Source organism: Curtobacterium phyllosphaerae, from assembly GCF_049341865.1.
In the GTDB taxonomy this organism is placed as follows: Bacteria; Actinomycetota; Actinomycetes; order Actinomycetales; family Microbacteriaceae; genus Curtobacterium; species Curtobacterium phyllosphaerae.
On the sequence record NZ_JBMPIU010000008.1, the window covers coordinates 99,983 to 125,190 of the forward strand.

22 protein-coding genes are annotated in these 25,208 nt (G+C 70.0%); 13 read left to right on the forward strand and 9 right to left on the reverse strand.

The window, feature by feature from the left end:
- Positions 1–125: 125 nt before the first annotated feature.
- The 8 genes from ACO0E0_RS14125 (at position 126) to ACO0E0_RS14160 (ending at position 9,843) form a co-directional block, all read left to right on the forward strand.
- The gene (locus ACO0E0_RS14125) at positions 126–1,388 is read left to right on the forward strand and encodes an ROK family transcriptional regulator (protein WP_422872079.1); all 1,263 of its coding nucleotides are present in this window, start codon (positions 126–128) and stop codon (positions 1,386–1,388) included.
- A 155-nt stretch (positions 1,389–1,543) separates the two neighbouring features.
- On the forward strand, positions 1,544–3,217 hold the full coding sequence (locus ACO0E0_RS14130; protein WP_422872080.1) for an ABC transporter substrate-binding protein: 1,674 nt from the start codon (positions 1,544–1,546) through the stop codon (positions 3,215–3,217).
- Between the two features lie 132 nt (positions 3,218–3,349).
- Positions 3,350–4,333, forward strand: a complete 984-nt coding sequence (locus tag ACO0E0_RS14135; RefSeq protein ID WP_422872081.1) for an ABC transporter permease — start codon at positions 3,350–3,352, stop codon at positions 4,331–4,333.
- 2 nt (positions 4,334–4,335) lie between these two features.
- Complete coding sequence (locus ACO0E0_RS14140; RefSeq protein WP_422872082.1) at positions 4,336–5,337, forward strand: ABC transporter permease; 1,002 nt, start codon at positions 4,336–4,338, stop codon at positions 5,335–5,337.
- Entirely contained in the window at positions 5,330–6,373 is a 1,044-nt protein-coding gene (locus ACO0E0_RS14145; RefSeq protein WP_422872083.1) for an ABC transporter ATP-binding protein, read from the forward strand. Before ACO0E0_RS14140 ends, ACO0E0_RS14145 begins: the two co-directional genes overlap by 8 nt.
- Positions 6,370–7,395 carry an ABC transporter ATP-binding protein gene (locus ACO0E0_RS14150; RefSeq protein WP_422872084.1) on the forward strand — a complete coding sequence of 342 codons (1,026 nt, stop codon included), beginning with the start codon at positions 6,370–6,372 and terminating at the stop codon, positions 7,393–7,395. Before ACO0E0_RS14145 ends, ACO0E0_RS14150 begins: the two co-directional genes overlap by 4 nt.
- Before the next feature lie 163 nt (positions 7,396–7,558).
- Positions 7,559–8,833 carry a 6-phospho-beta-glucosidase gene (locus tag ACO0E0_RS14155; RefSeq protein WP_422872085.1) on the forward strand — a complete coding sequence of 425 codons (1,275 nt, stop codon included), beginning with the start codon at positions 7,559–7,561 and terminating at the stop codon, positions 8,831–8,833.
- The gene (locus ACO0E0_RS14160) at positions 8,821–9,843 is read left to right on the forward strand and encodes an N-acetylglucosamine kinase (RefSeq protein ID WP_422872086.1); all 1,023 of its coding nucleotides are present in this window, start codon (positions 8,821–8,823) and stop codon (positions 9,841–9,843) included. The genes ACO0E0_RS14155 and ACO0E0_RS14160 overlap by 13 nt, the downstream gene beginning before the upstream one ends.
- A gap of 163 nt (positions 9,844–10,006) precedes the next feature.
- Here the strand turns inward: ACO0E0_RS14160 and nrdF are convergent, their stop codons facing one another.
- The 4 genes from nrdF to nrdH form a co-directional block, all read right to left on the reverse strand.
- A complete protein-coding gene (gene nrdF / locus ACO0E0_RS14165; protein ID WP_422872087.1) occupies positions 10,007–11,008 on the reverse strand; it encodes a class 1b ribonucleoside-diphosphate reductase subunit beta in 1,002 nt (333 codons plus the stop codon).
- Between the two features lie 151 nt (positions 11,009–11,159).
- Positions 11,160–13,265 carry a class 1b ribonucleoside-diphosphate reductase subunit alpha gene (nrdE, locus tag ACO0E0_RS14170; RefSeq protein WP_422872088.1) on the reverse strand — a complete coding sequence of 702 codons (2,106 nt, stop codon included), beginning with the start codon at positions 13,263–13,265 and terminating at the stop codon, positions 11,160–11,162.
- Positions 13,266–13,282: 17 nt separating this feature from the next.
- The gene (nrdI, locus tag ACO0E0_RS14175) at positions 13,283–13,699 is read right to left on the reverse strand and encodes a class Ib ribonucleoside-diphosphate reductase assembly flavoprotein NrdI (RefSeq protein WP_422872089.1); all 417 of its coding nucleotides are present in this window, start codon (positions 13,697–13,699) and stop codon (positions 13,283–13,285) included.
- 65 nt (positions 13,700–13,764) lie between these two features.
- The gene (gene nrdH, locus ACO0E0_RS14180; RefSeq protein ID WP_055951762.1) at positions 13,765–13,998 is read right to left on the reverse strand and encodes a glutaredoxin-like protein NrdH; all 234 of its coding nucleotides are present in this window, start codon (positions 13,996–13,998) and stop codon (positions 13,765–13,767) included.
- Between the two features lie 418 nt (positions 13,999–14,416).
- On the opposite strand from nrdH, the gene ACO0E0_RS14185 reads away from it, so the two are divergent.
- Positions 14,417–15,628 carry an MFS transporter gene (locus ACO0E0_RS14185; protein WP_422872090.1) on the forward strand — a complete coding sequence of 404 codons (1,212 nt, stop codon included), beginning with the start codon at positions 14,417–14,419 and terminating at the stop codon, positions 15,626–15,628.
- 136 nt (positions 15,629–15,764) lie between these two features.
- On the forward strand, positions 15,765–16,598 hold the full coding sequence (locus tag ACO0E0_RS14190; protein WP_422872091.1) for an aldo/keto reductase: 834 nt from the start codon (positions 15,765–15,767) through the stop codon (positions 16,596–16,598).
- A gap of 78 nt (positions 16,599–16,676) precedes the next feature.
- On the opposite strand, the gene ACO0E0_RS14195 is transcribed toward ACO0E0_RS14190, so the two are convergent.
- Positions 16,677–16,976, reverse strand: coding sequence for a hypothetical protein (locus ACO0E0_RS14195; protein WP_422872092.1), 300 nt, complete (start codon positions 16,974–16,976; stop codon positions 16,677–16,679).
- Positions 16,977–17,144: 168 nt separating this feature from the next.
- Here ACO0E0_RS14195 and ACO0E0_RS14200 point away from each other — a divergent pair, with 168 nt between their 5' ends.
- Positions 17,145–17,666 carry a ribonuclease H family protein gene (locus ACO0E0_RS14200; protein ID WP_422872093.1) on the forward strand — a complete coding sequence of 174 codons (522 nt, stop codon included), beginning with the start codon at positions 17,145–17,147 and terminating at the stop codon, positions 17,664–17,666.
- A gap of 138 nt (positions 17,667–17,804) precedes the next feature.
- Here ACO0E0_RS14200 and ACO0E0_RS14205 read toward each other — a convergent pair whose 3' ends face one another.
- Together ACO0E0_RS14205 and ACO0E0_RS14210 are read right to left on the reverse strand one after the other, a co-directional pair.
- A complete protein-coding gene (locus ACO0E0_RS14205) occupies positions 17,805–18,056 on the reverse strand; it encodes a DUF6458 family protein (protein ID WP_422872094.1) in 252 nt (83 codons plus the stop codon).
- An 84-nt stretch (positions 18,057–18,140) separates the two neighbouring features.
- Entirely contained in the window at positions 18,141–20,702 is a 2,562-nt protein-coding gene (locus ACO0E0_RS14210; RefSeq protein WP_422872095.1) for a DEAD/DEAH box helicase, read from the reverse strand.
- Positions 20,703–20,848: 146 nt separating this feature from the next.
- On the opposite strand from ACO0E0_RS14210, the gene ACO0E0_RS14215 reads away from it, so the two are divergent.
- Together ACO0E0_RS14215 and ACO0E0_RS14220 are read left to right on the forward strand one after the other, a co-directional pair.
- Entirely contained in the window at positions 20,849–21,874 is a 1,026-nt protein-coding gene (locus ACO0E0_RS14215; RefSeq protein ID WP_422872096.1) for an LLM class flavin-dependent oxidoreductase, read from the forward strand.
- Positions 21,875–22,323: 449 nt separating this feature from the next.
- Complete coding sequence (locus ACO0E0_RS14220) at positions 22,324–23,184, forward strand: NAD-dependent epimerase/dehydratase family protein (RefSeq protein ID WP_422872097.1); 861 nt, start codon at positions 22,324–22,326, stop codon at positions 23,182–23,184.
- A gap of 7 nt (positions 23,185–23,191) precedes the next feature.
- Here the strand turns inward: ACO0E0_RS14220 and ACO0E0_RS14225 are convergent, their stop codons facing one another.
- Together ACO0E0_RS14225 and ACO0E0_RS14230 are read right to left on the reverse strand one after the other, a co-directional pair.
- Positions 23,192–24,763, reverse strand: coding sequence for a DUF7059 domain-containing protein (locus ACO0E0_RS14225; RefSeq protein ID WP_422872098.1), 1,572 nt, complete (start codon positions 24,761–24,763; stop codon positions 23,192–23,194).
- On the reverse strand, positions 24,760–25,146 hold the full coding sequence (locus tag ACO0E0_RS14230; protein WP_422872099.1) for an ArsR/SmtB family transcription factor: 387 nt from the start codon (positions 25,144–25,146) through the stop codon (positions 24,760–24,762). The genes ACO0E0_RS14225 and ACO0E0_RS14230 overlap by 4 nt, the downstream gene beginning before the upstream one ends.
- Between the last annotated feature and the right edge of the window lie 62 nt (positions 25,147–25,208).

Here is a 25,208-nt window from a genome sequence, read left to right on the forward strand (position 1 = left end):
CCCGACCCGCGCCTCCCGTCCGGACGTGCGATCGCGGACCGCGACCGGGCTCTGCGTCGGGTCGTCCGAGAACTCTCAGGAAACAACCCTTTCTGTAATGAAGGTTGTTCGTTACAGTCCTGGACATGTCGAAGCCGTCGCCGGGCCAGCCCGCTCTCCTCCGAGAGCTGAACGACCGGGCTGCCCTGACGCTGCTGCTCGAGGCCGGCCCGCTGACCCGCAACGAACTCGCCACCCGCACCGGCCTCAGCAAGCCGACCGCGGCGGAGATCATCCGCCGCCTCGAAGGCGTCGAGCTCATCCGACCGGCCGGGACCAAGCCCGCACCGCGCGGCCCGAGCGCCCTGGCGTACGAGGCGATCGTCGACACGAGTCTCGCCGTCGCGATCGACGTCCAGCTCGTCGACGTCCGGGCCTGCGTGGTCGATGCACGAGGGGGGCACCACCCGGTCGACGAGTACCGGCTCAGCGACGCCGAGATGCAGGGCGACTCGATCGTCCTGATCCGGGCGGCCATCGACCGGGCGACCGCACTCGCCGGCGTCCGGGCCGATGACGTCATCGCGGTGTGCATCGGCCTGCAGGCCTCGGTCGACCACGCCGCCGACACCCTGTCGTTCACCGACACGCTCCTCGGCTGGCCCCGACAGCAGGTCGCCGGCACGCTCTCGGCAGCCCTCGGTCTCCAGGTGATCCTGGAGAACGACGCGAACCTGGCCGCCATCGCCGAGCGGAACGCCGGCGCGGGCCGGTGCACGAGCTCGTTCGCCCTGATGTGGATGGCCGAGGGCCTCGGCATGGCGCTCGACATCGACGGACGCGTCCACAGCGGAGCCACCGGCGCCGCGGGCGAGGTCGGGTACCTCGGCGCCCCGATCGAGGCACTCGCACTCGACCCGGACGCCGAGATCGTGGCCGACCTGATCCTCGAGTCCGCCGTCGCCGACCTCGCGCACGCGCACGGGATCACCGGCCCGGACGGCACCGCGCTTGACTGGCGCGGCGTGCTCGCCGTCCTCGGCGGACTCGACCCGAAGCACCCGTTCTTCGCCGCCCTCGGCCAGCGCGTGGCCTACAACGCGCTCCCGGCCCTCGCGGTCGCCGACCCCGAGGTGCTCATCCTGCACGGCCCGACCGGCGTGGCCGGCGGACCGGCACTCGCCGCGGCGGCCACCGCGTGGCTCCGCACCAAGACCCGCTGGGCGACACCCTTCGTCGCACCCGGCGTCACCGCAACACCCGTCCTGTTCGGCGCACGGCACGTCCTCATCGACGCCGTGCGCGCCGCGCTCGCTCGACGTCTGTCGGGTGTCGATGGATCCGGGGCCAGCGCTGCCCCCGGTGACACGACGTCCCGTCCGGCGTCACTGGAACGCGCCCCGCAGTAGTCCCTCCGACTCCACGTCCACGACCCCCCCCCCCCCCGGCCACACCGCCCACGGCCATCCGGCCGACACCTCGACACGATCGTCGCGACGCTCTCGGTCGCTCCGTTCGTGTACCCGCCACGACCGCGCGTCATCCCCCGAAGGTGAGTGAAACCATGTTCAACCCGATCCGATCGCGTCGGCGCAGCGGCGCCGCGCCGTCCCGTTGGCGGCGTCTCGGCGCCGCGGTGGCAACCGTCGCGGCGACCGCCCTCGTGGTGACCGGCTGCAGTGCCGGGGGCGCGTCGTCCTCCGGCGGGTCCGCCCTGTCCATCGCGAACGTCGGCGGCGCCACGTGGACGTGCGGGTTCAACCCGTTCAACCCGGCGGTGAGCCAGGAGGCCTTCGGGTTCGCCTACGAGCCGCTCGTCTACGTCAACACCCTGAAGAACGGCGCCGAGACGCCGATGCTCGCGAGCGAGTCGAACTGGTCCTCGGACTACAAGACCCTGACCTTCACGATCCGGAGCGGGGTGAAGTGGAGCGACGGCACCGCGCTGACCGCCAAGGACGTCGCGTACACGTTCAACCTGCTGAAGGCGCACAAGGGTCTCGACCTCAACGCCATCTGGCAGTCCGGGCTGCAGTCGGTCACGCAGGACGGCTCGAAGGTGGTCTTCCAGTTCGACGCCGCAGCGCAGCCGTACTTCTACTACATCGCCGACCAGACCCCGATCGTCCCGTCGCACATCTGGTCGGCGATCAAGAACCCGACCACGTTCACGAACGCCAAGCCCGTCGGCTCCGGCCCGTACAAGGTCGCGAGCTGCACGCCGCAGAACATCCAGTACACCGCGAACACCGGGTACTGGCAGTCCGGCAAGCCCGCCGTCAAGGTCGTCAACTACCCCGCCTACACCGACAACTCCCCGGCGAACCAGGACCTGGCGAACGGGAAGGCGCAGTGGGGCGGCCAGTTCATCCCGAGCATCGACAAGTACTACGTCGCGAAGGACAAGGCGCACAACCACTACTGGTCCCCGCCAGTGGCGAACGTGAGCCTTGCGTTCAACCTGAAGCACGCCACCACCGGCAACGTCGCGGTCCGACAGGCCATCGCGTACGCACTCGACCGCAGCGAGATCGCGAAGGTCGGCGAGGACGGCCAGCAGCCCGCCGCGAACCAGTCCGGCATCGTGCTCCCGACGTTCAAGGACTGGTACGACCAGGACCTCGCGAAGCAGTACGACTACACGCAGAACACCGACAAGGCGACCCAGCTGCTCGCGTCGGCCGGGTACTCGGCAAGCCACCCGCTGAAGCTCACCGCGCTCTCCGTCAGCGGGTACACCGACTGGGACGCTTCTCTGCAGGAGATCAAGCAGGAGCTGGCGAAGGTGAACGTCGACCTGACGGTGCAGGACCTGGCCGGTCAGACCTACAACACCCGGCTCTACCAGGGCGACTTCGACCTCGCGTACATCTCCGAGACCGGCGGACCTGTGCCGTACTACGAGCTGCGGCAGGAGCTCTACAGCGGCAACACCGCCCCGCTCGGACAGAACGCGTCGACGAACTACATGCGGTTCTCCGACCCGGCGGTCGACAGGCTGCTCGACGCCTACCCGAGCGCGTCCGAGTCGGGGCAGCACGAGATCGTCAGTCAGCTGCAGAAGGTGATGCTCACGCAGGTGCCGATCATCCCGACGACCGAGCAGGTCACGTGGTTCCAGTACAACACGAAGAACTTCACCGGGTGGCCGAGCAAGTCCGACCCGTACGCACTGCCCGCGCCGTACTCGATCCCGGACGTCGAGCAGGTCCTCCTGCACGTCAAGCCCACCAGCTGACCGGTCGGCCGGGGCGCGTCAGCGCCACCAGCCACGCGGTGTGCCGGGGCGCGCGAGCGCCCCGGCACCCCACCCTCGTCCTCCCGCCCGCTCGACCCATCGGAGCACCGCCGTGAACTCCAGGACCGCACCATGAGGTACGTCACCAGACGCCTCGTGCTCTTCGTCATCACCCTCTGGGTGGCGTTGACCGTGAACTTCTTCATCCCCCGACTCATGCCGGGCAACCCGGCCGAGGCGATGATGGCGCGGTTCCACGGTCGGGTGAACCCCGCTGCGCTCAAGGCGCTCGAGGTGGCGTTCGGCGTCAACACCCAGAAGCCGCTCGCCGTCCAGTACCTCGACTACCTCGGGAACACGTTCACCGGCCACTTCGGGATCTCGTTGACGTTCTTCCCGCAGGACGTCGGCACCGTGATCCTGCAGGCGCTCCCGTACACGCTCGGTCTCGTCGGGGTGACGACGATCATCGCGTTCCTCGCCGGCACCCTCATCGGGCTCGTCGCCGGCTGGAAGCGCGGCGGTGTCGTCGACGCGATCCTCCCGCCGGTGTTCGTCGTGACCGGGGCCCTGCCGTTCTTCTGGATCGGACTCCTGCTCGTCCTGCTGTTCTCCGTGACGCTCGACCTGCTGCCGAACCAGGGCGCCTACGACGTCACCCAGATCCCGGGCATGAACGGTCCGTTCATCCAGAGCATCCTGTCGCACGCCGTCCTGCCGGCGGTCACGATCCTCATCGTCTCGATCGGCGGTTGGATCCTGACAATGCGCAACAACGTCGTCACCATCCTCGCCGACGACTACATCCGGATGGCCCGCGCGAAGGGCCTTCCGAACGCCATGATCATGTACCGGTACGCGGCACGGAACGCGGTGCTCCCGAACCTCGCCGGGTTCGCGATGTCGCTCGGGTTCGTGGTCTCCGGGTCGATCCTCGTCGAGTACACCTTCAACTACCCGGGCATCGGCTACATGCTGCTGCAGGCGGTGAACAACCAGGACTACCCGCTCATGCAGGCGATGTTCGTGATGATCACCGTCACCGTCCTCGTCGCGATCCTGGCCTGCGACTTCCTCACCGTGATGCTCGACCCGCGCGCCCGGACGGAGAGCTGACCATGGCGTCCACGACCTCCACCTCGACCTCCTCCCTGGCGACCGCCGACCCGATCGTCGCGACCGTCGACGGCTCCAGGTCGCCGAAGCGTCGGCGCAGCGGCGGGTTCCGCGCCGTCTGGCACGCGATCCGCGGGAACGGCAAGGCCCTGACCGGTGCGATCCTCCTGTTCGTGTTCGTCGTCGCGGCATGCTTCCCGAACCTGTTCACGAGCGTCACCAAGCCGAACGAGCGCGCCTTCGGACTGAGCCTCCCGCCGAGTGGGGCACACCTCCTGGGGACCACGTCCTACGGGCAGGACGTCTGGGGACAGCTCGTCTGGGGCACGCGCGAGACGCTCGTCGTCGCGGTCATCGCCGGCGCCCTCGCGAGCGTCCTGTCCGTGCTCATCGGTGTCGCCGCGGCGTACCTCGGCGGTTTCGCCGACGACGTCCTGTCGTTGCTCATCGACGTGTTCCTCGTCATCCCCGCCTTCCCGCTGATCATCGTCATCGCCGCCTACGCGAACGGCGGCAACCTCGCGGTGATCATCGGCGTCCTCGTCGTGACCGGGTGGTCGTACGGAGCGCGACAGCTCCGGGCGCAGGCGCTGTCCCTCCGACGCCGCGACTTCCTCGAGTCCGCTCGGGTGCGCGGCGAACGGCCGCTGTACATCATCGTGTGCGAGATCCTGCCGACGATGGTGTCGCTCATCGCGGCGAACTTCCTCGGTGCGGCGCTCTATGCGGTCCTGACCGCGGCGGGCCTGCAGTTCATCGGACTCGGGAGCCCGAGCTCGGTCAGCTGGGGCACGATGCTGCACTGGGCGCAGTCGGGCGAGGCACTGCAGACCGGTCAGGCGTGGTGGATCATCGCGCCCGGTCTCTGCATCGCCCTGCTCGGTGCCGCGTTCGCCCTCCTCAACTACGCGTTCGACGAGATCTCGAACCCGGCACTGCGGCCCGTTCGCCGTGTCCGGACCGGTCGTCTGCGCAGCACGCCGACAAGGAGCAACGATGTCTGAGTTCCCCGATCGGTCCGCGTCGGCCGACCCCGACGACGCACCCCTGCTCGAGGTGCGCGACCTGACGATCGTCTACGACACGTCGTCCGGTCCGGTGACCGCCGTCGACGCCGTCGACCTCACCGTGCGCCGCGGCGAGTTCGTCGCCGTGGTGGGCGAGTCCGGCTGCGGGAAGTCCACGATGCTCTTCGGCATCGCTCAGCTCCTCAGCCCGCCCGCCCGGATCACGACCGGCTCCGTCCTGTTCCGGGGCGAGGACCTCGTGACGATGAACGACCGGCAGCTCGCGCCGACCCGCTGGCGGCACCTGTCGGTGGTCATGCAGTCGGCGATGAACGCGCTGAACCCCGTCGCCCGGATCGGCGCCCAGTACGCCGACACCATGCGTGCACACGGGGTGCGCGACAAGGCCGAGGTCCGGCGGCGGTCCGAGGAGGTCCTCGCCCTCGTCGGCATCGACCGCATCCACCTGCAGAGCTACCCCCACCAGCTGTCCGGCGGCATGCGGCAGCGGGCCATGATCGCGATGGCGCTGCTGTTCTCCCCCGACCTCATCATCATGGACGAGCCGACGTCCGCCCTCGACGTGGTGGCGCAGCGTTCGCTGATGCTGCAGATCAAGGAGCTGCAACGCCGGCTCGGGTTCGCCGTGCTCTTCGTGACGCACGACATGTCGCTCGTGAGCCACTTCTCGGACCGGCTGCTCGTCATGTACGCGGGGCAGGACGTCGAGCTCGGGGACACGCGGACCGTGTTCGACTCGCCCGCACACCCGTACTCGCGCGGACTGCTCGACGCGTTCCCGTCGATCCGCGGCCCGAAGAAGCCGCTCGCCGGCATCCCGGGTGCTCCGCCGGCCCTCACCGCGATGCCGCGCGGTTGCCGGTACGCACCACGCTGCCCGCTCGCCTACGCCGACTGTCACGAGGTGGTCCCCGACCTCTACGAGGTCGACGGCGTCGAGGCCAGGTGCCTGCTGTACAGCGACGACCACCAACCGGACAGACCGGCCGAACCGGCAGGAGCCACGTCATGAGCACGACCGTCGGGACACCGATCCTCGAGGCCCGCGACCTCTCGCGCACGTTCCGCGTCGGCGGCTTCGGTGCGCGCCACGAGCTGCACGCGGTCGACGGCGCGACCTTCGCGATCAACCGGTCCGAGATCGTCGCGCTCGTCGGCGAGTCCGGCAGCGGCAAGTCGACGATCGCCCGGCTCCTCGCGCAGATCCACGCACCGACGTCCGGCGAGATCCTGTTCGACGGTCGGCCGTTGACGAGCCTGCGGACGCATGCGGACCGGATGCGCTACCGCGCCGCCGTGCCGATGGTGTTCCAGGACCCGTTCTCGTCGCTCAACCCGTCCTACCCCGTGTCGCACGGCATCCTCCGCGGGCTCAAGCTGCACCGTCCGGAGTTGGACGCCGCCGGACGGCAGGCGGAGGCGGAACGCGTCGCCGAGGTGGTGGGGCTCACCCCGGCCGCCGATGCGCTCGAGAAGTACCCCTACGAGATGTCCGGCGGCCAGCGCCAGCGCATCGGGTTCGCACAGGCGCTCGCCTACCACCCAGAGGTGATCCTGGCCGACGAACCGGTCTCGATGCTCGACATCTCCGTCCGCATCGGCCTGCTCAACGTGATGGCGAAGCTCCGCGACGACGAGGGCGTGTCCCTGCTCTACATCACGCACGACATCGCGAGCGCGCGGTACGTCGCCGACCGCATGATGGTGATGTACGCCGGCCAGGTGGTCGAGTCGGGTCCGGTGGAGGACGTCCTGCAGGCGCCGATGCACCCGTACACGCAGCTGCTCGTCGCGGCCGTCCCCGATCCTCGCGCGACGCTGACGGTCACTGCGGCGCAGGCGGCCGGTGAGCCGCCGAAGGTCATCGACCCGAAGCCGGGCTGCCGGTTCGCCGACCGGTGCCCACTCGTCCGCGACGTCTGTCGCTCCGTCACGCCCCCGCTGCTCACGCTCGAGCCCGGACACGAGGTCGCCTGCCACGTCGCCGCGGACCAGGTCGGGCGCGGCGAGGAGTCGATGGCGACCGCGGCATGAGCGACACGAGCCGCACGAGCCAGCGGGCCGGGCCCCGGCCTGGGCGCAGCCGCGGGCCGGAGCCCGCGCTCAGCACACCACTCGGAGGGCGACACCCGTCCTCCACCCACGACGTCGTCGTCGACGGCACCCTGCCGGTCGACCCGAAGGGACAGGTACCACAGTGAAACTCACGGTCATCGGTGGAGGCTCCACCTACACGCCCGAACTCGTCGACGGCTTCGCCCGGCTCCGGGACCAGCTGCCGATCGACGAGCTCTGGCTCGTCGACCCGGACCCCGTCCGCCGCGAACTCGTCGGCGGCGTCGCCAAGCGGATGTTCGCGCACGCCGGCCACCCGGGCACCATCCACGTCACCGACGACGTCGTCGCCGGCGTGTCGGACGCCGACGCGGTCATGTTCCAGCTCCGGATCGGCGGACAGGCGGCCCGGCAGCGGGACGAGACCTGGCCCCACGACGAGCACTGCATCGGCCAGGAGACGACCGGACCCGGTGGGTTCGCCAAGGCGCTCCGCACGGTGCCGGTGGTCCTGGAGTACGCCGAGCTCGTCCGGAAGCACGCGAAGCCGGACGCGTGGATCGTCGACTTCACGAACCCGGTCGGCATCGTCACGCGGGCGCTGCTCGAGGCCGGGCACCGTGCCGTCGGACTCTGCAACGTCGCGATCGGGTTCCAACGCCGGTTCGCCGCGGAGTACGGGGTCGACCACACCCAGGTCCGTCTCGACCACGTCGGTCTCAACCACCTGACGTGGGAGCGCGGCGTCCACATCACCGATGCGTCCGGGGTCGAGCGGAACGTGATCGACGACCTCGTCGGCGCGCAGCTCGAGCACGTCGCGGAGAGCGTCCACATGGCACCGTCGCTCCTCCGGCTGCAGCGCGCCGTGCCGTCGTACTACCTGCGCTACTTCTACGAGCACGACATCGTCCTCGACGAGCAGCTGCACGAACGGACCCGCGCCGAGGCCGTCATGGACACGGAGCGGGCGCTGCTCGCGAAGTACGCGGACGAGTCCGTCGTGACGAAGCCCGCCGAGCTCGAACAGCGCGGCGGTGCGTACTACTCCGAGGCGGCGATCGACGTCCTGTCGTCGATCCTGTCCGACAAGGGCGACGTGCAGGTGCTCAACGTCCGGAACGACGGCACGTTCGACTTCCTGCCGGACGACCACGTCATCGAGGTCCCGTCGCGGGTGCACGCGTCCGGGATCACGGCGCTCCCCGTGACCCCGCTCGAGACGGACAAGGCCGCGCTCGTCGCCCACGTCGCCGGCTACGAACGGCTCGCGCTCGACGCCGCGGTGCACGGGGGACGGGACCGCGTCGTCCAGGCGATGCTCGCGCACCCGCTCGTCGGGCAGATCGACCGGGCCGAGAAGCTCACCGACCTGCTGCTCGCCAACAACGCGGAGCATCTGCCGTGGACTCGCTGACCCCGGTCGTCATCGCGGTCGACGGAGGCGGCTCGAAGACCGACGTCGTCGCCGTCGACCTCGACGGCCGGGTCGTCGGCCATGCGCGGGGACCCGGGACGAACCCGCAGACGCAGGGCTGGGGCGTCTCCGGACGGATCCTCGACGACCTGCGCGGTCGGGTCCTCGCCGCCCTCGACGGACGGGCGATCCTGACGACGCACGTGTACCTCGCCGGGATGGACTTCGAGGAGGAGATCGTCGAGGCACGCGCCGCGCTCGCCCACTGGGACGCCGACGGCGGGGTACCCGCGGTGCTCGACAACGACCTGTTCGCCCTCCTCCGCGCCGGCACCCTCGCACCGGACGCCGTCGCCGTCGTCTGCGGCACCGGCATCAACGCGATCGGTGTCCGTGCAGACGGTGCGACGGCCCGGTTCCCGGCGATCGGCGACCTGTCCGGCGACTGGGGCGGCGGTGCGTTCCTCGGCAACCGTGCGCTCTGGCACGCGGCCCGCGCCGAGGACGGGCGTGGTCCTGCGACCGCGCTCCAGCTCGCAGTGCCCGCGGCGTTCGACCTGCCGGACGTCCAGTCTGTGACCCAGGGCTTCCACTTCGGGCGGATCCCGGGCTCCGCGATCAACCGGCTCTCCCCGGTCCTCTTCGAGGTCGCCGACGGCGGGGACGAGGTCGCCCGAGCCGTCATCGACCGGCAGGCGGAGGAGATCGTGCTGCTCGTCGTCGCGGCGATGCGACGACTCGGTCTCGAACGCACGACGTCCGAGCGGTCGGTGACGGTGGTGCTCGGTGGTGGTGTGCTCGCCGCCCGGCACCCGCTGCTCTCCGATGCGGTCACGGCTCGACTGGCCGCGGCGGCGCCGAACGCGGTCCCGGCCTGGGTGACGGCACCGCCGATCCTCGGCGCCGGTCTCGCAGCGCTCGAAGCGGTGGGGGCCCGACCGGACGCACTCGAGCGCTACCGGTCGGAGATCCCGCAGCTGACACGGGGAACGGCGACCGTGCCGCGCTGAGCCCCGCCGACCCGTGCCCCGCCGGGCACCCCCGGCCCCGGCCCCGGCCCCGGCCCCGGCCCCGGCCCCGGGCGAGGATGCAGAAACCCCCAGTGCCGCCCTCGCGGGACTGGGGGTTTCCGCATCCTCGGCGCCGGATCGACTCCGGGACGGGCGGACTCCGCTAGAAGTCCCAGTCCTCGTCCTCGGTGCTCTCCGCCTTGCCGATGACGTACGACGAACCGCTCCCGGAGAAGAAGTCGTGGTTCTCGTCGGCGTTCGGGGACAGTGCCGACAGGATCGCCGGGTTCACGTCCGTCGTCTCCTTCGGGAACATCGGCTCGTAGCCCAGGTTCATGAGCGCCTTGTTGGCGTTGTAGTGCAGGAACTTCTTGACGTCCTCGGTCAGGCCGACACCGTCGTAGAGGTCCTGCGTGTACTGGATCTCGTTGTCGTAGAGCTCGTACAGCAGCGAGAACGTGTAGTCCTTGATCTCCTGCTTGCGCTCCTCCGACAGACCCTCGAGCCCCTTCTGGAACTTGTAGCCGATGTAGTACCCGTGCACCGCCTCGTCGCGGATGATGAGGCGGATGAGGTCGGCCGTGTTCGTCAGCTTGGCGCGCGAGGACCAGTACATCGGCAGGTAGAAGCCGGAGTAGAACAGGAACGACTCGAGCAGCGTCGAGGCGACCTTGCGCTTCAGGGGGTCGTCACCGGTGTAGTAGTCGAGGACGATCTGCGCCTTCTTCTGCAGGTTCGGGTTCTCGACCGACCAGCGGAAGGCGTCGTCGATCTCGGGCGTCGACGCGAGGGTCGAGAAGATCGACGAGTAGCTCTTGGCGTGCACCGACTCCATGAACGCGATGTTCGTGTAGACGGCCTCCTCGTGCGGGGTGATCGCGTCGGGGATGAGCGAGATCGCGCCGACCGTGCCCTGGATCGTGTCGAGCAGCGTCAGCCCGGTGAACACGCGCATGGTGAGCTGCTGCTCGTCGTGCGTGAGGGTGTTCCACGACTGGACGTCGTTCGACAGCGGTACCTTCTCGGGCAGCCAGAAGTTGTTGACCAGACGGTTCCAGACCTCGACGTCCTTGTCGTCCTGGATGCGGTTCCAGTTGATCGCGCTGACCTGGCGGATCAGCGGGATGGACTTGCCAGTCGCGTGGACCGGATCGGTGAGCGTCATGACTTCTTCCTGCGTTGTCGAGATGGTGATGGGGGCCGGACGGGAGGCACGGTGCGGGCTGGCACCGTCCCTCCAGTCCGGAGGCGGTCGCTCGAGCGACTACAGCATGCACGACGCCCGAGGCGTCACAACATGCACGACGCCGGAGGCGTCACAACATGCACGAAACGCAGCCCTCGACCTCGGTGCCCTCGAGGGCCATCTGCCGGAGGCGGATGTAGTAGATCGTCTTGATGCCCTTGCGCCATGCGTAGATCTGCGCCTTGTTGATGTCGCGCGTGGTGGCGGTGTCCTTGAAGAACAGCGTCAGGGACAGGCCCTGGTCCACGTGTTGCGTCGCCGCGGCGTAGGTGTCGATGATCTTCTCGGGGCCGACCTCGTACGCGTCGGTGTAGTACTCCAGGTTGTCGTTCGTCATGAACGGCGCCGGGTAGTACACGCGACCGAGCTTGCCTTCCTTGCGGATCTCGATCTTCGACGCGATCGGGTGGATCGACGACGTCGAGTGGTTGATGTAGGAGATCGACCCGGTCGGCGGCACGGCCTGCAGGTTCTGGTTGTAGATGCCGTGCTCCTGGATCGACGCCTTGAGCGCCTTCCAGTCGTCCTGGGTCGGGATGGCGATGTTCGACGCGGCGAAGAGCTCCGCCGTCCGAGCCGTCGCCGGCACCCACTCCTGGTCGGTGTACTTGTCGAAGAACTCCCCCGACGCGTACTTGGAGTCGCGGAAGCCGTCGAACGTCGTGCCGGTCTCGATCGCGATCTTGTTCGAGGCGCGCAGGGCGTGGAACAGCACCGAGTAGAAGTAGATGTTCGTGAAGTCGATGCCGACGTCCGAGCCGTAGTGCACGTGCTCGCGGGCGAGGTACCCGTGCAGGTTCATCTGGCCGAGGCCGATGGCGTGCGACTTGTCGTTGCCGGCCTCGATCGAGCGGACCGACGCGATGTGCGACATCTGCGACACGGCGGTGAGGCCGCGGATCGCCGTCTCGATGGTCTTGCCGAAGTCCGGCGAGTCCATCGTCAGCGCGATGTTCAGCGAGCCGAGGTTGCAGGAGATGTCCTTGCCGATCTCGTTGTACGAGAGGTCCTCGTTGTACGTCGTCGGGGTGTTGACCTGCAGAATCTCCGAGCAGAGGTTCGACATGTTGATGCGGCCCTTGATCGGGTTCGCGTTGTTCACCGTGTCCTCGAACACGATGTACGGGTAGCCGGACTCGAACTGGATCTCGGCGATCGTCTGGAAGAAGTCACGCGCCTTGATCTTGGTCTTCTTGATCCGGGCGTCGTCGACCATCTCGCGGTACTTCTCGGAGATCGCGACGTCGCCGAACGGCATGCCGTAGACCTTCTCGACGTCGTACGGCGAGAACAGGTACATGTCCTCGTTGTTCTTGGCGAGCTCGAACGTGATGTCCGGCACGACGACACCGAGCGACAGCGTCTTGATGCGGATCTTCTCGTCGGCGTTCTCGCGCTTGGTGTCGAGGAACCGCATGATGTCCGGGTGGTGTGCGGAGAGGTACACCGCACCCGCGCCCTGCCGCGCACCGAGCTGGTTCGCGTAGGAGAAGGAGTCTTCCAGCAGCTTCATCACGGGGATGATCCCGGAGGACTGGTTCTCGATCTGCTTGATCGGGGCACCGGCCTCGCGGATGTTGGAGAGGCTGAGGGCCACGCCGCCGCCGCGCTTGGAGAGCTGCAGCGCCGAGTTGATCCCGCGGGAGATCGACTCCATGTTGTCCTCGATGCGGAGGAGGAAGCAGGAGACGAGCTCGCCGCGCTGCGCCTTGCCGGTGTTGAGGAACGTCGGGGTGGCCGGCTGGAAGCGGCCGCCGATGATCTCCTCGACCAGCGCGACCGCGAGGTCCTGGTCACCCTGCGCGAGGCCGAGGGCGGTCATCACGACGCGGTCCTCGAAGCGCTCGAGGTAGCGCTTGCCGTCGAACGTCTTGAGCGTGTAGCTCGTGTAGTACTTGAACGCGCCGAGGAACGTCTGGAACCGGAACTTCTTGGCGTAGGCCAGGTCGTTCAGCTGCTCGACGAACGAGAACGGGTACTGGTCGATGACCGCACGCTCGTAGTACTCGTTCTCGACCAGGTAGTCGAGCCGCTCCTTCAGGTTGTGGAAGAAGACGGTGTTCTGGTTGACGTGCTGCAGGAAGTACTGCTTGGCGGCCTCGCGGTCCTTGTCGAACTGGATCTCCCCGTTCGGCCCGTAGAGGTTCAGCATGGCGTTGAGGGAGTGGTAGTCCATCCCCGTCGCCGACGTCGTCAGATCGACGTCTGCAACTGCTGCGTCCAAAATGCATCCAATCCTGTGTTGACCGCCTGCACGTCGTCAGGCGTTCCGAAGAGTTCGAATCTGTAGAGCACGGGGACGTGGCACTTGCGCGCCACGACATCGCCGGCGAGCCCGTAGGCGTCCCCGAAGTTGGTGTTCCCGCCGACGATGACGCCGCGGATCAACGACCGGTTGTGCTCGTCGTTGAGGAAGGCGATGACCTGCTTGGGGACGGCGCCGTGGCCGTTCCCCCCGCCGTAGGTCGGCAGGACGAGCACGTACGGCTCGTCGACGGTGAGCGGAGGCTCCTTGGCGCGGAGCGGGATGGCGACCGCCGGCCGCCCGAGCTTCTCCACGAAGCGCGCGGTGTTGCCCGAGACGCTCGAGAAGTACACGAGGTTGCTCATCGTGCGCCTCCTGGTGCTGACCGGGTGCGGACCGTCCGGCCCGGCACCCGGTGCGTGGCGAAGAGTCAGGCCAGCTCGGCGGCGAGACCGGCGATCTTGTCCGGGCGGAAGCCGGACCAGTGGTCGTCGTCCGTCACGACGACCGGAGCCTGCAGGTACCCGAGGCTCTTGACGTGCTCGAGGGCGGCGTCGTCCGTGGAGACGTCGTGGATCTCGTACTCGATGCCCTTGTTGTCGAGCGCGCGGTAGGTCGCGGTGCACTGGACGCAGGACGGCTTGGTGTAGACGGTGACGGCCATGATCTCCCCTGGGTTCCGGTCGGACGAGACGCCCGACGGATGGTGTTCCGATGATGTTCGTGGGCCGGAACGGGGTGTCCTCGTTCGGCTTGTCGATACTACATCTTGTGCCCGCCACCGGAAGCGACCACAAGAGGAAGTGTTACAGGCGTGTAGTTCTCCACAGCCCCTCCACAGTGTGGACATTCCACCGCGACGGTCACGAGGCCCGGTTTTCCGCCATTCTCCACGGCACCACCGACATCGCTGCACAGGTGTGGAGACGCGCCTCCACAGGGTGTGGGATCTCGGTCACGGCGTGTCGCGGCGTGCCGCCGCAGCGCCCGTCGCCCCCCGTTCTGGAGGTGGTCCGACAGGCCCCGATGTGGCACTCCACCGACGATCCCGGAGCGGTCCGTCGGCTCCGTACACTGGGCCGGTGAGCGCATACGGCAACCTGCTTCGGACCCAGGGCGTCGGCCGCGTCATCGCCGCCCAGCTCACCGCACGGTTCCCGTTCGGCATGCTCTCGCTCGCCTACCTGCTGCACATCGAGCGGATCTTCGACCACTCCTACGCGGCAGCCGGACTCGTCCTCGCCGTGTCGAGCATCGGCCAGGCGATCTCCGGCCCCCTGACGAGCCGCTGGATGGGCGTCTGGGGCATGCGGCCGGTGCTCGTCCTGACGAGCGTCGTCGCGTTCGCGAGCATGGGCGTGATCGCGTTCGTGCTCATGCCGCTCTGGCTGTACATGGTCGTCGGGTTCGTCGGGGGTCTCGCCGTGCCGCCGGTCCAACCCGCGGTCCGGACGATCTACCCGAAGATGGTGACCTCCGGGCAGCTCACCCCGCTGTTCTCGCTCGACGCGTCCGCGCAGGAGCTCATCTGGGTCGCCGGCCCGGTCATCACCACGTTCGTCGCCACCCAGATCGGGACCGTCCAGGCGATCGTGCTCGCGATGGTGTTCCTGCTCATCGGCGGCGTGTGGTTCATCGCCTCGCCCGAGCTCGGCCGCGTGCGCATCCCCCGGTCCAAGCGCGCGTTCGGCGTCGTGCTCCGGCGGCCCGCGGTGCTCGTCACGACGTTCACCGGGTTCCTGCTCATCGGGGCGTGCGCCGCGGTCGAGGCCGGGGTCACCAAGGCGTTCGGCGAGGGCAGCCCGAACGCCGGCATCGTCCTCGCCGTGTTCGCCGTCGGGTCGCTCGCCGGCGGTCTGTCCTTCGGTCACCGGCCGATCTCCCCGAACGCGCTGTGGCTCCGGATGGGCGTGGTGTTCCTCGGCCTCGTCCTGGCGACCGGCCACGTCGGCTTCGCCTGGCTGTGCTTCGCGTTGCTCATCGCCGGCGCCGGCATCGCCCCCGCGCTCGCGGTGATGTTCGGATCGGTCTCCGCGACCGTCAAGTTCAGCGACACCGCCGAGGCCTACGGGTGGATGGGCACCGGGCAGCTGATGGGCGCCGCGATCGGGTCGGCGGTCGCCGGGTTCCTCATCGACGCGCACGGCGCCGTCGGCGGTCTCGCCGCGGCGGCCGTCGGCGCCTTCGCCGGCGTGCTCCTGCCGCTCGCGACGCGTCGCTGGTTGCCGGACCTCCGCGGACGGGACGCCAGCCCGATCCCGGACACCGAACCGGTCGACATCCCGACCACCTGACGGACAGGGCCCGCCCGTCGGGCCTCGGCAGCGCCTCCCGTCCGGTGGTCCGCGACCGCGCCGGTCCGGGACACGCGTGCCGGACGGGAGGCGCGGATCGCGTGCGCGGGCCGGCTCCAGGCGGCAGCATGGGGACATGGTCGATCCCGCAGTCACCCCGTCGTTCGCACTCCTCGACGGTCGGGCGATCCCGGCCGTGGGCTTCGGCGTGTACAAGGTCGACGACGACACCGCGGAGTCGGTCGTCGGGACCGCCCTCGCCGACGGGTACCGGCACGTCGACACCGCCGAGATGTACGGCAACGAAGCCGGCGTCGGCCGGGCCGTCCGCGCGTCGGGACTCGCCCGCGAGGACGTCTTCGTGACGACGAAGGTGTGGAACACCCACCAGGGCTTCGACGCGACCCTCCGGGCCTTCGACGCGTCGCTCGAGCGGCTCGGGACGGACCGGGTGGACCTGTACCTCATCCACTGGCCGGCCGCGGCGAACGACCGGTACGTCGACACCTGGCGAGCCCTCGGGCGGCTCTACGAGGAGGACCGGGCGACCTCGATCGGGGTCTCGAACTTCCAGGTGCCGCACCTGCAGCGGCTCGTCGACGAGACCGGTGTCGTGCCCGTCGTCAACCAGGTCGAGCGGCACCCGTGGCTCCCGCAGCGCGAGCTGATGGCGTTCCACGCGACGCTCGACATCGTCACGGCCGCGTGGTCGCCGCTCGGGCGCGGGCGACTCGTGGAGGACCCGGTGCTGACCCACGTCGCAGCGCGGCACGGCGTGTCGGTGGCGCAGGTGCTCGTGCGCTGGAACGTCCAGCAGGGCGTCGTGGTGCTTCCGAAGTCGGAGACGCCGTCGCGGATCGCCGAGAACATCGACATCGCCGGCTTCACGCTGACCGAGGAGGACCTCGACGCGATCGCCGGTCTCGAGTCCGGGCAGCGGACCGGGTCGCACCCGGACGCGGTCTCGTAGCGAGCGCGCCCGTCGAGTGAGCGGGAATCGTCGGGACGACCCGGCGCACCCGACGATTCCCGCTCACTCGTCGAGTGGTCAGCCCTGCTTGGAGTCCTGCTCCCACGGCAGGTTGAGGTCGCCCGGCTCGGGTTCGACGTCGCCCGCGTCGTCAGCGCCGCCCGTGCCCGGTGCGGCGACGACCCGCGAGGGGTCGATGCCGTCGGCGCGGAGATCGTCGTCGTCGCGCTGGAGGTGCTGCGACGCCTCGGTCTCCCGCTCACTCGACGGGCTGTAGCTGGTGTCGTCCTCGCGCTGTTCCGTCGCGCTCTCGCCGTGCGGGTCGTGCTCCACCACGGCGTCCTGCAGGCGCTCGGCCGGTCCTCGTTCGTCGGTCATCGTCGTCCTCTCGTGGATGTCTCCTGGACGGTATGCGCTCCGGGGTCCACGGTTCCCAGGCACGACCGCGGCGACACGACGAGCGGTCTCCGGGACAGCCGGAGGCGGAGCGGACTCGTCCAGGTCCGGTACCGTGGTCCGGCACTCGCGCACACCTGGAGGTACTTCGTGACGATCGTCGCCGCCGCTGACGGATCCGCCCTCGGCAACCCCGGTCCCGCCGGGTGGGCCTGGTACGTCGACGACGACCGTTGGGCCGCGGGGGGCTGGCCGAACGCCACGAACAACCAGGGCGAGCTGACCGCCGTCCTGCAGCTGTTGCGAGCGACCAAGGGCACCGACGAGCCGCTGCACATCCTCTGCGACAGCCAGTACGCGATCAAGGCGTGCACCGAGTGGCTCGTGGGCTGGAAACGCAAGGGCTGGCGGAAGGCCGACGGCAAGCCCGTCATGAACGTCGAGATCATCAAGGAGCTCGACGCCGAGCTGCAGGGGCGTCAGGTCCGGTTCGAGTGGGTCCGTGGGCACGTCGGCCACGAGATGAACGAGGCTGCCGACGTCCGGGCCCGCGGTGCGGCGACGGCGTACCAGCAGCGCACCGAGGTCCCGCACGGACCGGGGTGGCCGGGCGTCGACGTCAGCGAGCCCGCTCCGCTGCCCGAAGCGACCCCGCCCGCGACGCTCTTCTAGACGCCGAGCGCCGAGCGCCGAGCGTGCAGCGCCCAGACGCGGAGCGCCGAGCGCCGAGCGTGCAGTCGTGCCCCGTGACCGGTGCGATCACGGGGCACGATTGCACGCTCGAAGCCCGCTGCGGACCCGGCGCGTGCCTCAGTAGGTGCCGTCGCGGCGTTCCTGGTGGGTGATCTGCTCACCCGACGCCGGGTCGACGCTCGAACGCGTGGTGCTCGTGGTGCGGCGTCCGCCGAACCCGACGGCGAGGCTGATGATGAGCAGCACGACACCGGCGGCGATGAGGATGTAGCCGATGAGCCGGAGGTCGATGCCGGCGACCTGGAAGTCCAGGGCGAACGCCACGATGGCGCCGATCACGATGAGGGCGATGCTCGAACCGATGCGCATTGGGAGTCCCTTCGAAGACTGTTCCGGAATGTACACGGTCCGGCGTGCCCGCGCGCTCCCCCGAACCGGGGCGGCACCACGCGGTCAGTCGACGTCCACCTCGGTCCACCCGTCGAACCGGCCGATCTCCCGGACCCGCACCACGGCCTCCCCGGCGTCGTCCGATGCGTCGAGGTCGATCGACGCCACGATCCCGAAGTCCTTGTCCCCGGCCGGGTCGGCGAAGACCTGCCGTGCGTGCCACGTCCGGCCGGACTCGGTGAGCACGAGGTACTGCATCGACCGGGCGTCGGCGTCGGTCCCGATCGTGTCGTGCTCGGCGTAGTACTCCTCGAGCACGGCGTCCCAGGCGTCCGCGTCGAACCCGGCCTCGGCGTCGAGCTCGCCGAGTGCCGCGACGTCGTCGAGCGCGGCGAGCTGGACGCGCCGGAACAGCTCGTTGCGCACGAGGACCCGGAACGCGCGGGTGTTCGCGGTGAGCCGGGGGGGTGCCGGCGGCAGGATGTCGTCCGCCGGGTCGCCGCCGTCGACGAGCACGCCGGACACCATCGCCTCCCACTCGTCGACGAGCGAGGAGTCCACCTGCCGGACGAGCTCCCCGAGCCACTCCACGATGTCCTCGAGCTCGGGCGTCCGCGACTCGGTCGGGATCGTCTGCCGCATCGTGCGGAACGCGTCGGACAGGTAGCGGAGGACGAGCCCCTCGGACCGCGTGAGGCCGTAGAACTTGACGAACTCGCCGAACGTCATCGCCCGCTCGTACATGTCGCGGACCACGGACTTCGGCGAGAGGCGGAAGTCGAGGACCCACGGCTGCTCGGCGGCGTAGGACTCGTAGGCCGCCGTCAACAGCTCGAGCAGCGGACGAGGGTGGGTGACCTCCTCGAGGAGCTCCATCCGCTCCTCGTACTCGATGCCCTCCTGCTTCATCCGGGCGACGGCCTCGCCACGCTCCTTGAACTGCTGGGCGCCGAGGATCTGCCGCGGGTCGTCGAGGGTGGACTCGACGATGGACACCATGTCGAGCGCGTACGACGGCGACTCGGGGTCGAGGAGCTCGAACGCCGCGAACGCGAACGGCGACAGGGGCTGGTTCAGGGCGAAGTTCGGCTGGAGGTCGATCGTCAGGCGGACCGTCGTCGAACCGTCGGGGCCGGGCACCCGCTCGATCACCCCGGCGGTGAGCAGCGTCCGTCCGATCGCGAGCGCCCGGCGTGCGAGCGCCAGCTGCCGTCCACGGGGCTCGTGGTTCTCGAACACCAGGGACCGGACGTTCCGGAACACGTCGCCCCCGCGCGCGATGATCGACAGCACCATCGCGTGCGTGATCGTGAGGTGCGACACGAGCGGCTCCGGCTCGGCGCCGATCAACCGCTCGAACGACGGCTGCCCCCAGGACACGAACCCCTCCGGCGCCCGCTTCCGCTTGATGTTCTTCTTCTTCTTCGGGTCGTCGCCGGCCTTCGCGACCGCGCGGGCGTTCTCGATGTCGTGCTCCGGCGCCTCGGCGACGACGGTCCCCTCGGTGTCGTACCCCGCGCGACCGGCCCGCCCCGCGATCTGGTGGAACTCACGCGCGCCGAGCTGCCGCATCCTCGTGCCGTCGTACTTCGTGAGTCCCGTCAGGAGGACCGTGCGGATCGGCACGTTGATCCCGACGCCGAGCGTGTCGGTCCCGCAGATGACCGGCAGGAGTCCGCGCTGGGCGAGCTGTTCGACGAGCCGCCGGTACTTCGGCAGCATCCCCGCGTGGTGCACGCCGATGCCCGCGCGGACGAGTCGGTTGAGCGTCTGCCCGAACCCGGCGGAGAACCGGAACCCGGCGATCGCGGCGCCGATCTCGTCGCGGCGCTCGCGGGAGGCGACGGTGATGCTCGTCAGGGACTGGGCCCGCTCGAGGGCTGCGGCCTGGGCGAAGTGCACGATGTAGATCGGCCGTTTGCCGTCGGCGAGGAGCGACTCGACGGTCTCCTGCACGGGGGTCTGCACGTACTCGTAGTCGAGCGGCACCGGCCGGGAGACCCCGGTCACGCGGGCGGTCGGTCGCCCGGTGCGCTCGGACAGGTCGTCGGCGATCGTGGTGACGTCCCCGAGGGTGGCCGACATGAGCAGGAACTGCGCGCGCTCGAGGACCAGCAGCGGCACCTGCCACGCCCAGCCGCGGTCCTGGTCGCCGTAGAAGTGGAACTCGTCCATCACGACGACGTCGACGTCGGCGTCGGGTCCTTCGCGGAGCGCGAGGTTGGCGAGGATCTCAGCCGTGCAGCAGATGATCGGAGCGTCGGCGTTCACGGCGGAGTCGCCGGTGACCATGCCGACGTTCGCGGCACCGAACAGGTCGACGAGCTGGAAGAACTTCTCCGACACGAGCGCCTTGATCGGCGCGGTGTAGAACGAGCGCTTGCCCTCGGCCATCGCCGCGAAGTGCGCTCCCGCCGCGACGAGGCTCTTGCCCGTGCCGGTCGGGGTGCTCAGGACGACGTTCGCGCCGGACACGAGCTCGATGAGTGCCTCGTCCTGCGCCGGGTAGAGCGGCCGTCCCGAGTCTGCGGTCCACTCGGCGAACGCCAGGTAGACCGCGTCGGGGTCGCCCGCGGGTGGGAGGACGGCGATGAGCGGGGCGACGGCGGTTCCGGTGTCGGTCATGGTGCCCCCATCCTCGCGCACCTGCCCGGGCGACGGAGGTCGCGGGCGCGACCGCGGGACGGACGGGAGGCGCGGGTCGCCGCCGCCCCGCGCCTCCCGTCCGGGGGTCCATGCGTACGCAACGAACGCCGGACTAGGCTCGGGGCATGCTCGAACTCGGCTTCCTCTCCTTCGTCCCGAACCACGACGGGCGCGCCGGGGCCGCCGCCGCGCTCGAGGACGGCATCCGGCTCTTCGAGCACGCCGAGGAGCTCGGCTACACGACCGGGTGGGTCCGGGGCCGGCACTTCGAGCCGTTCCTGACGAGCCCGATGACGTTCTTCGCGGCAGTGTCCCAGCGCACGAGCCGGATCGGGTTCGGGACGGCGGTCCTCGGGATGCGGTACGAGGACCCGATCCGGCTCGCGGAGGACGCCGCCACGGTCGACCTGCTGAGCGGCGGTCGGGTCGAACTCGGCATCAGCACGGGCATCCCGCAGTCCGGACCCGTCCTCGACCCGCTGTTCGGCGGCGTCGACCGACCGTTCCGCGAGGAGGCCGAGGCCCGGGGCGAACGGCTCCTCGAGGCGCTCCGCGGCGACACCCTCGGCACGTCCGGCTCCGGGTACGAGAGCATCCCCGCCGGCAAGGACCTGTTCGTCGAGCCACAGAGCGACGGGCTGCTCGACCGGGTGTGGTGGGGCGGTGGGAGCATTGGCACCGCGATCCGGACCGCCGAGCGAGGTCTGAACATCCACATGTCGACGCTCAACACCGAGGACACCGGTGCGCCGTTCGCCGAGGCGCAGGCGGCGCAGATCGACGCGTACCGGTCCCGGCTCGCGGCGGCCCATCCCGGCGCCATCCGTCGCGTGGCCGTCGGGCGCATCGTGGTACCGCTCCTGTCGGACGAGGACCGCGCCACGCACCGGGAGTTCATCGAGAGCTACGCCGCCGGGATGGACGACGACGGGCGCCCGCTCTCCGGGAACCCGCCGTTCCGGTTCAGCACGGTGCTGTCCGGCTCCCCGGAGACGATCGCCGACGCGCTGCGTTCGGACCCCGCCGTCCAGGCAGCGGACCAGCTCGTGGTCACCCTGCCGGCGAACGGCGATGCCGCGGCGCACCGACGCATCCTCAGCGTGGTCGCCGGACAGATCGCCCCCGAGCTCGGCTGGTCGCCCGCCGCCTGAGCCTCCCGGCCCGAGCGCGGACAGGGATGCGCCCCCGCAGCGGACCGCGGGGGCGCATCGTGACGCTCCGAGCCGTCGGGGCACTGACAGCCGGATCAGGAGGCTGCAGCGCGCGCCGCCGACTCTGGAGCGGCGCGGACGCCGACGGTAACCAGCCGTCGAGCGCAAGCGCCATCGTAGCCATCACGAACGCTCGGAAAACAGTGTCCGGGTCGGTCGGTCCCCCGATTCGCGGCGACTTGTACCCCGAACAGGGGGGTGAGTGGACAGTTGTCGACGCATCGCCCGGGAACTGGCCGGTCCCGGGCCGGACCGAGCATGATGGAACAGCGGCCTCCGCGCCGCGAGCACGACGTGGCACACGCCGCGAGCACGACGCGAAGCGGCACGGCGCCGCGAGCACAGGGCGGCCGGAGCGCCGCCGATCCCGATCGATGCAAGGAGGCGCGATGACGCGCGTAGTGGTGACCGGTGGCAGCGGCAAGCTCGGGAGGGCCGTGGTGCGCGAGTTCGCATCGAACGGCTACGACGTGGTCCTGCTGGACCGTGTCCCGTCCCCGGACCTGCCCGACGGTGTGTCCTTCGTCCGCACCGACCTGACCGACTACGGGCAGGTCCTCAACTGCCTGCTCGGCGTGGACGACCGGTACGACTCGGTGGACGCCGTCGTGCACCTCGCCGCGATCCCGGCACCGGGCCAGGTGCCGGACGTCGCCCTCATCACGAACAACGTCACGGCGTCGATCAACGTGTTCCACGCAGCCCGCGCGGCCCGCATCCGGAACGTCGTGTGGGCGTCCAGCGAGACGCTGCTCGGGATCCCGATGGGCGAGCACCACCCGCCCTACATCCCGGTCGACGAGGAGTTCGCCGTCCGGCCGAAGTCGTCGTACTCCCTCGGCAAGGCCGTCGAGGAGGAGATGGCTCGCCACTTCACGCAGTGGGACCCGCAGCTCAAGATGATCGGCCTGCGGTTCTCGAACGTGATGGACGAGACCGACTACCCCGCCTTCCCGTGGGACGCGACGCCGGAGGCCAAGACGTTCAACCTGTGGTCCTACATCGACTCGCGGGACGGCGCGCAGGCGGTCCGCAAGGCCGTCGAGAGCGACCTCACCGGGTTCGAGGCGTTCATCATCGCGAGCCCCGACACCGTGATGGACACACCGACGATCGAGCTCGCGGACCGGTTCCTCCCGGACATCCCGCGGAACGCGTCGATCGACGGCGTGTCGAGCCTGCTGTCGAGCGACAAGGCCCGGGAGCTGCTCGGGTACGCGCCGCAGCACAGTTGGCGCGACGGCCGCTAGACCGGGGTCAGGCGCCGGGCTGGAGCAGTCCGTCGACGAGCAGGTCGCGGACACGGGGGTGCAGCTCGGCCGCCAGGGCACGTTCGTCGACCGACAGGAGTTCGGCGAGCGCGCCGACGATCGCCCCGACGGACAGCTCACCGTCGCACGCACCGACGAACGCGGCGAGCGCCGTGTCGGCCGTCACCCGACGGCCGAGGCCACCACCCTGCACGAGCGTGATGACGGTGGGGTCGTCGTTGCCCGGCCAGTAGTGACGCTCCTCGGTGACGTCGCCCGCCACGACGAGGTGCGCCGACCCGAGCGCATCCTGCTCGGCACGGAGCCAGGCGATCGCGTCGAGGCTCCTCGCGACCGTGGGCCCGAGCCCGGTCGGGTTCGCACCGAGGGCTTCCGGCAGGCGTTCGAAGCGTCGGAACGGCGGGGTGGCGTCCGGTCCAAGCGGCCGGCGGACGACGACGTACCCGAACCCGACACCGATCACGTGTCGTTCGGCGAAGTCGTCGAGCCAGAGCCCCATCAGCCGCTCGGAGTCGGGCGTGCCCGGTCGGGTGCCGCCGTCGCGGATCCAGGTCTCGGCGTACGACGCCGGGTCCTGACGCTCCCGTTCCACGACCCACACGTCGAGCGCAGCCGATCCGCCGAACGGAGCTCGACCGTCGGCCCCGGCGGCACCGTCGAACCACGCCGCGACCCGCGCGAGCCCGTCCTGCCCGGAGCGGTGCTCCCAGTTGCCGAGCAGCTGCGCGGTGCCACCCGGCTCGAGGTGCTCGGCGAGCCCGCGCAGCACGGTCTCGACGAGCGCGTCGCCGACCATGCCGCCGTCGCGGTACTCGTACGCCGGGACGCCCTCGGCGCGGGGCGTGATGACGAACGGCGGGTTCGACACGATCCGGCCGAACCGCTCCCCCGCGACCGGCTCGAAGAGCGACCCGAGGCGGAACTCGACGTTGTCGATGCCGTTGAGCGCGACGTTGAACCGGGCGATGTCGAGGGCGCGCTGCGAGACGTCCGTCGCGACGACCCGGTCGGCGAACCGGCTGGCGTGCATGGCCTGGATCCCGCAGCCGGTCCCGAGGTCGAGCACCCGCTCGACGTGCACCGGCACCATGAGACCGCTCAGCGTCGTCGACGCACCGCCGATGCCGAGGACGTGCTCCTCGCCGAGCGGTCCCCCGAGGCTGAGCTCGCCGAGGTCGGACACCACCCACCAGCTGCCCGCGCCGGCGTCGTCGACGTAGGCGTAGGGCCGGAGGTCGACGGCCGGACGGACGACGTCGCCGTCCGTCGTCACGAGACCCGTCGCGACGAGCGCCTCCACACCGACGGACGGGAGGCCCGCGGCCGCGTCCAGACGACCGGCCGCCTGTCCGAGCAGGAACAGTCGGGCGAGCGTGCTGAGCGGGGACGACGGTCGGGCGCCGAGCGCGCGGATCGCCGGGGTCCGGTTGCCGCGATGGAGCGCCGCCGCGGCCTCGGCACCCCAGAGCTCGTCGAGCCCCTGGACCGTGAACCCCGCGGCGGCGAGGTCGGCCGCGAGGGCGCGCGCGACGGCGGCATCGGGGACGATCGGGGTCATCGGGCGTCGGCGGCCGTGTCGGCGAGTGCGCGTGGGGCGGCGGGCAGCGGATCGACCAGGACGCCGCTCGGCACGTGCCAGTCGAGCACGATGTCGAGGAGTCCCGGGAACCGCGCCGCGACGTCGTCGACCCGGACCCGCGAACGCCGTTCGAGGCCGGACTGCCGCTGCTCGATGAGCCCGGCTTCGCGGAGCGTCCGGAAGTGGTGCGTCAGCGTCGACTTCGGCCGGTCGATGCCGACCCATCCGCACGCGAGCTCGGCACCGCCGCCGTCCACCAGGTACCGACGCAGGATCGTCAGCCGGATCGGGTCGGACAGCGCTGCCATGACGGTCGGCAGGTCGAGCTCGTCCCTCGTCGGCTGCGGCAGGAACTCGGGCATGTACGGGACGCTACCACCGTCCGCCGGCTTGTACGACTTGCGTCGTACAGCAGGTCTACGGT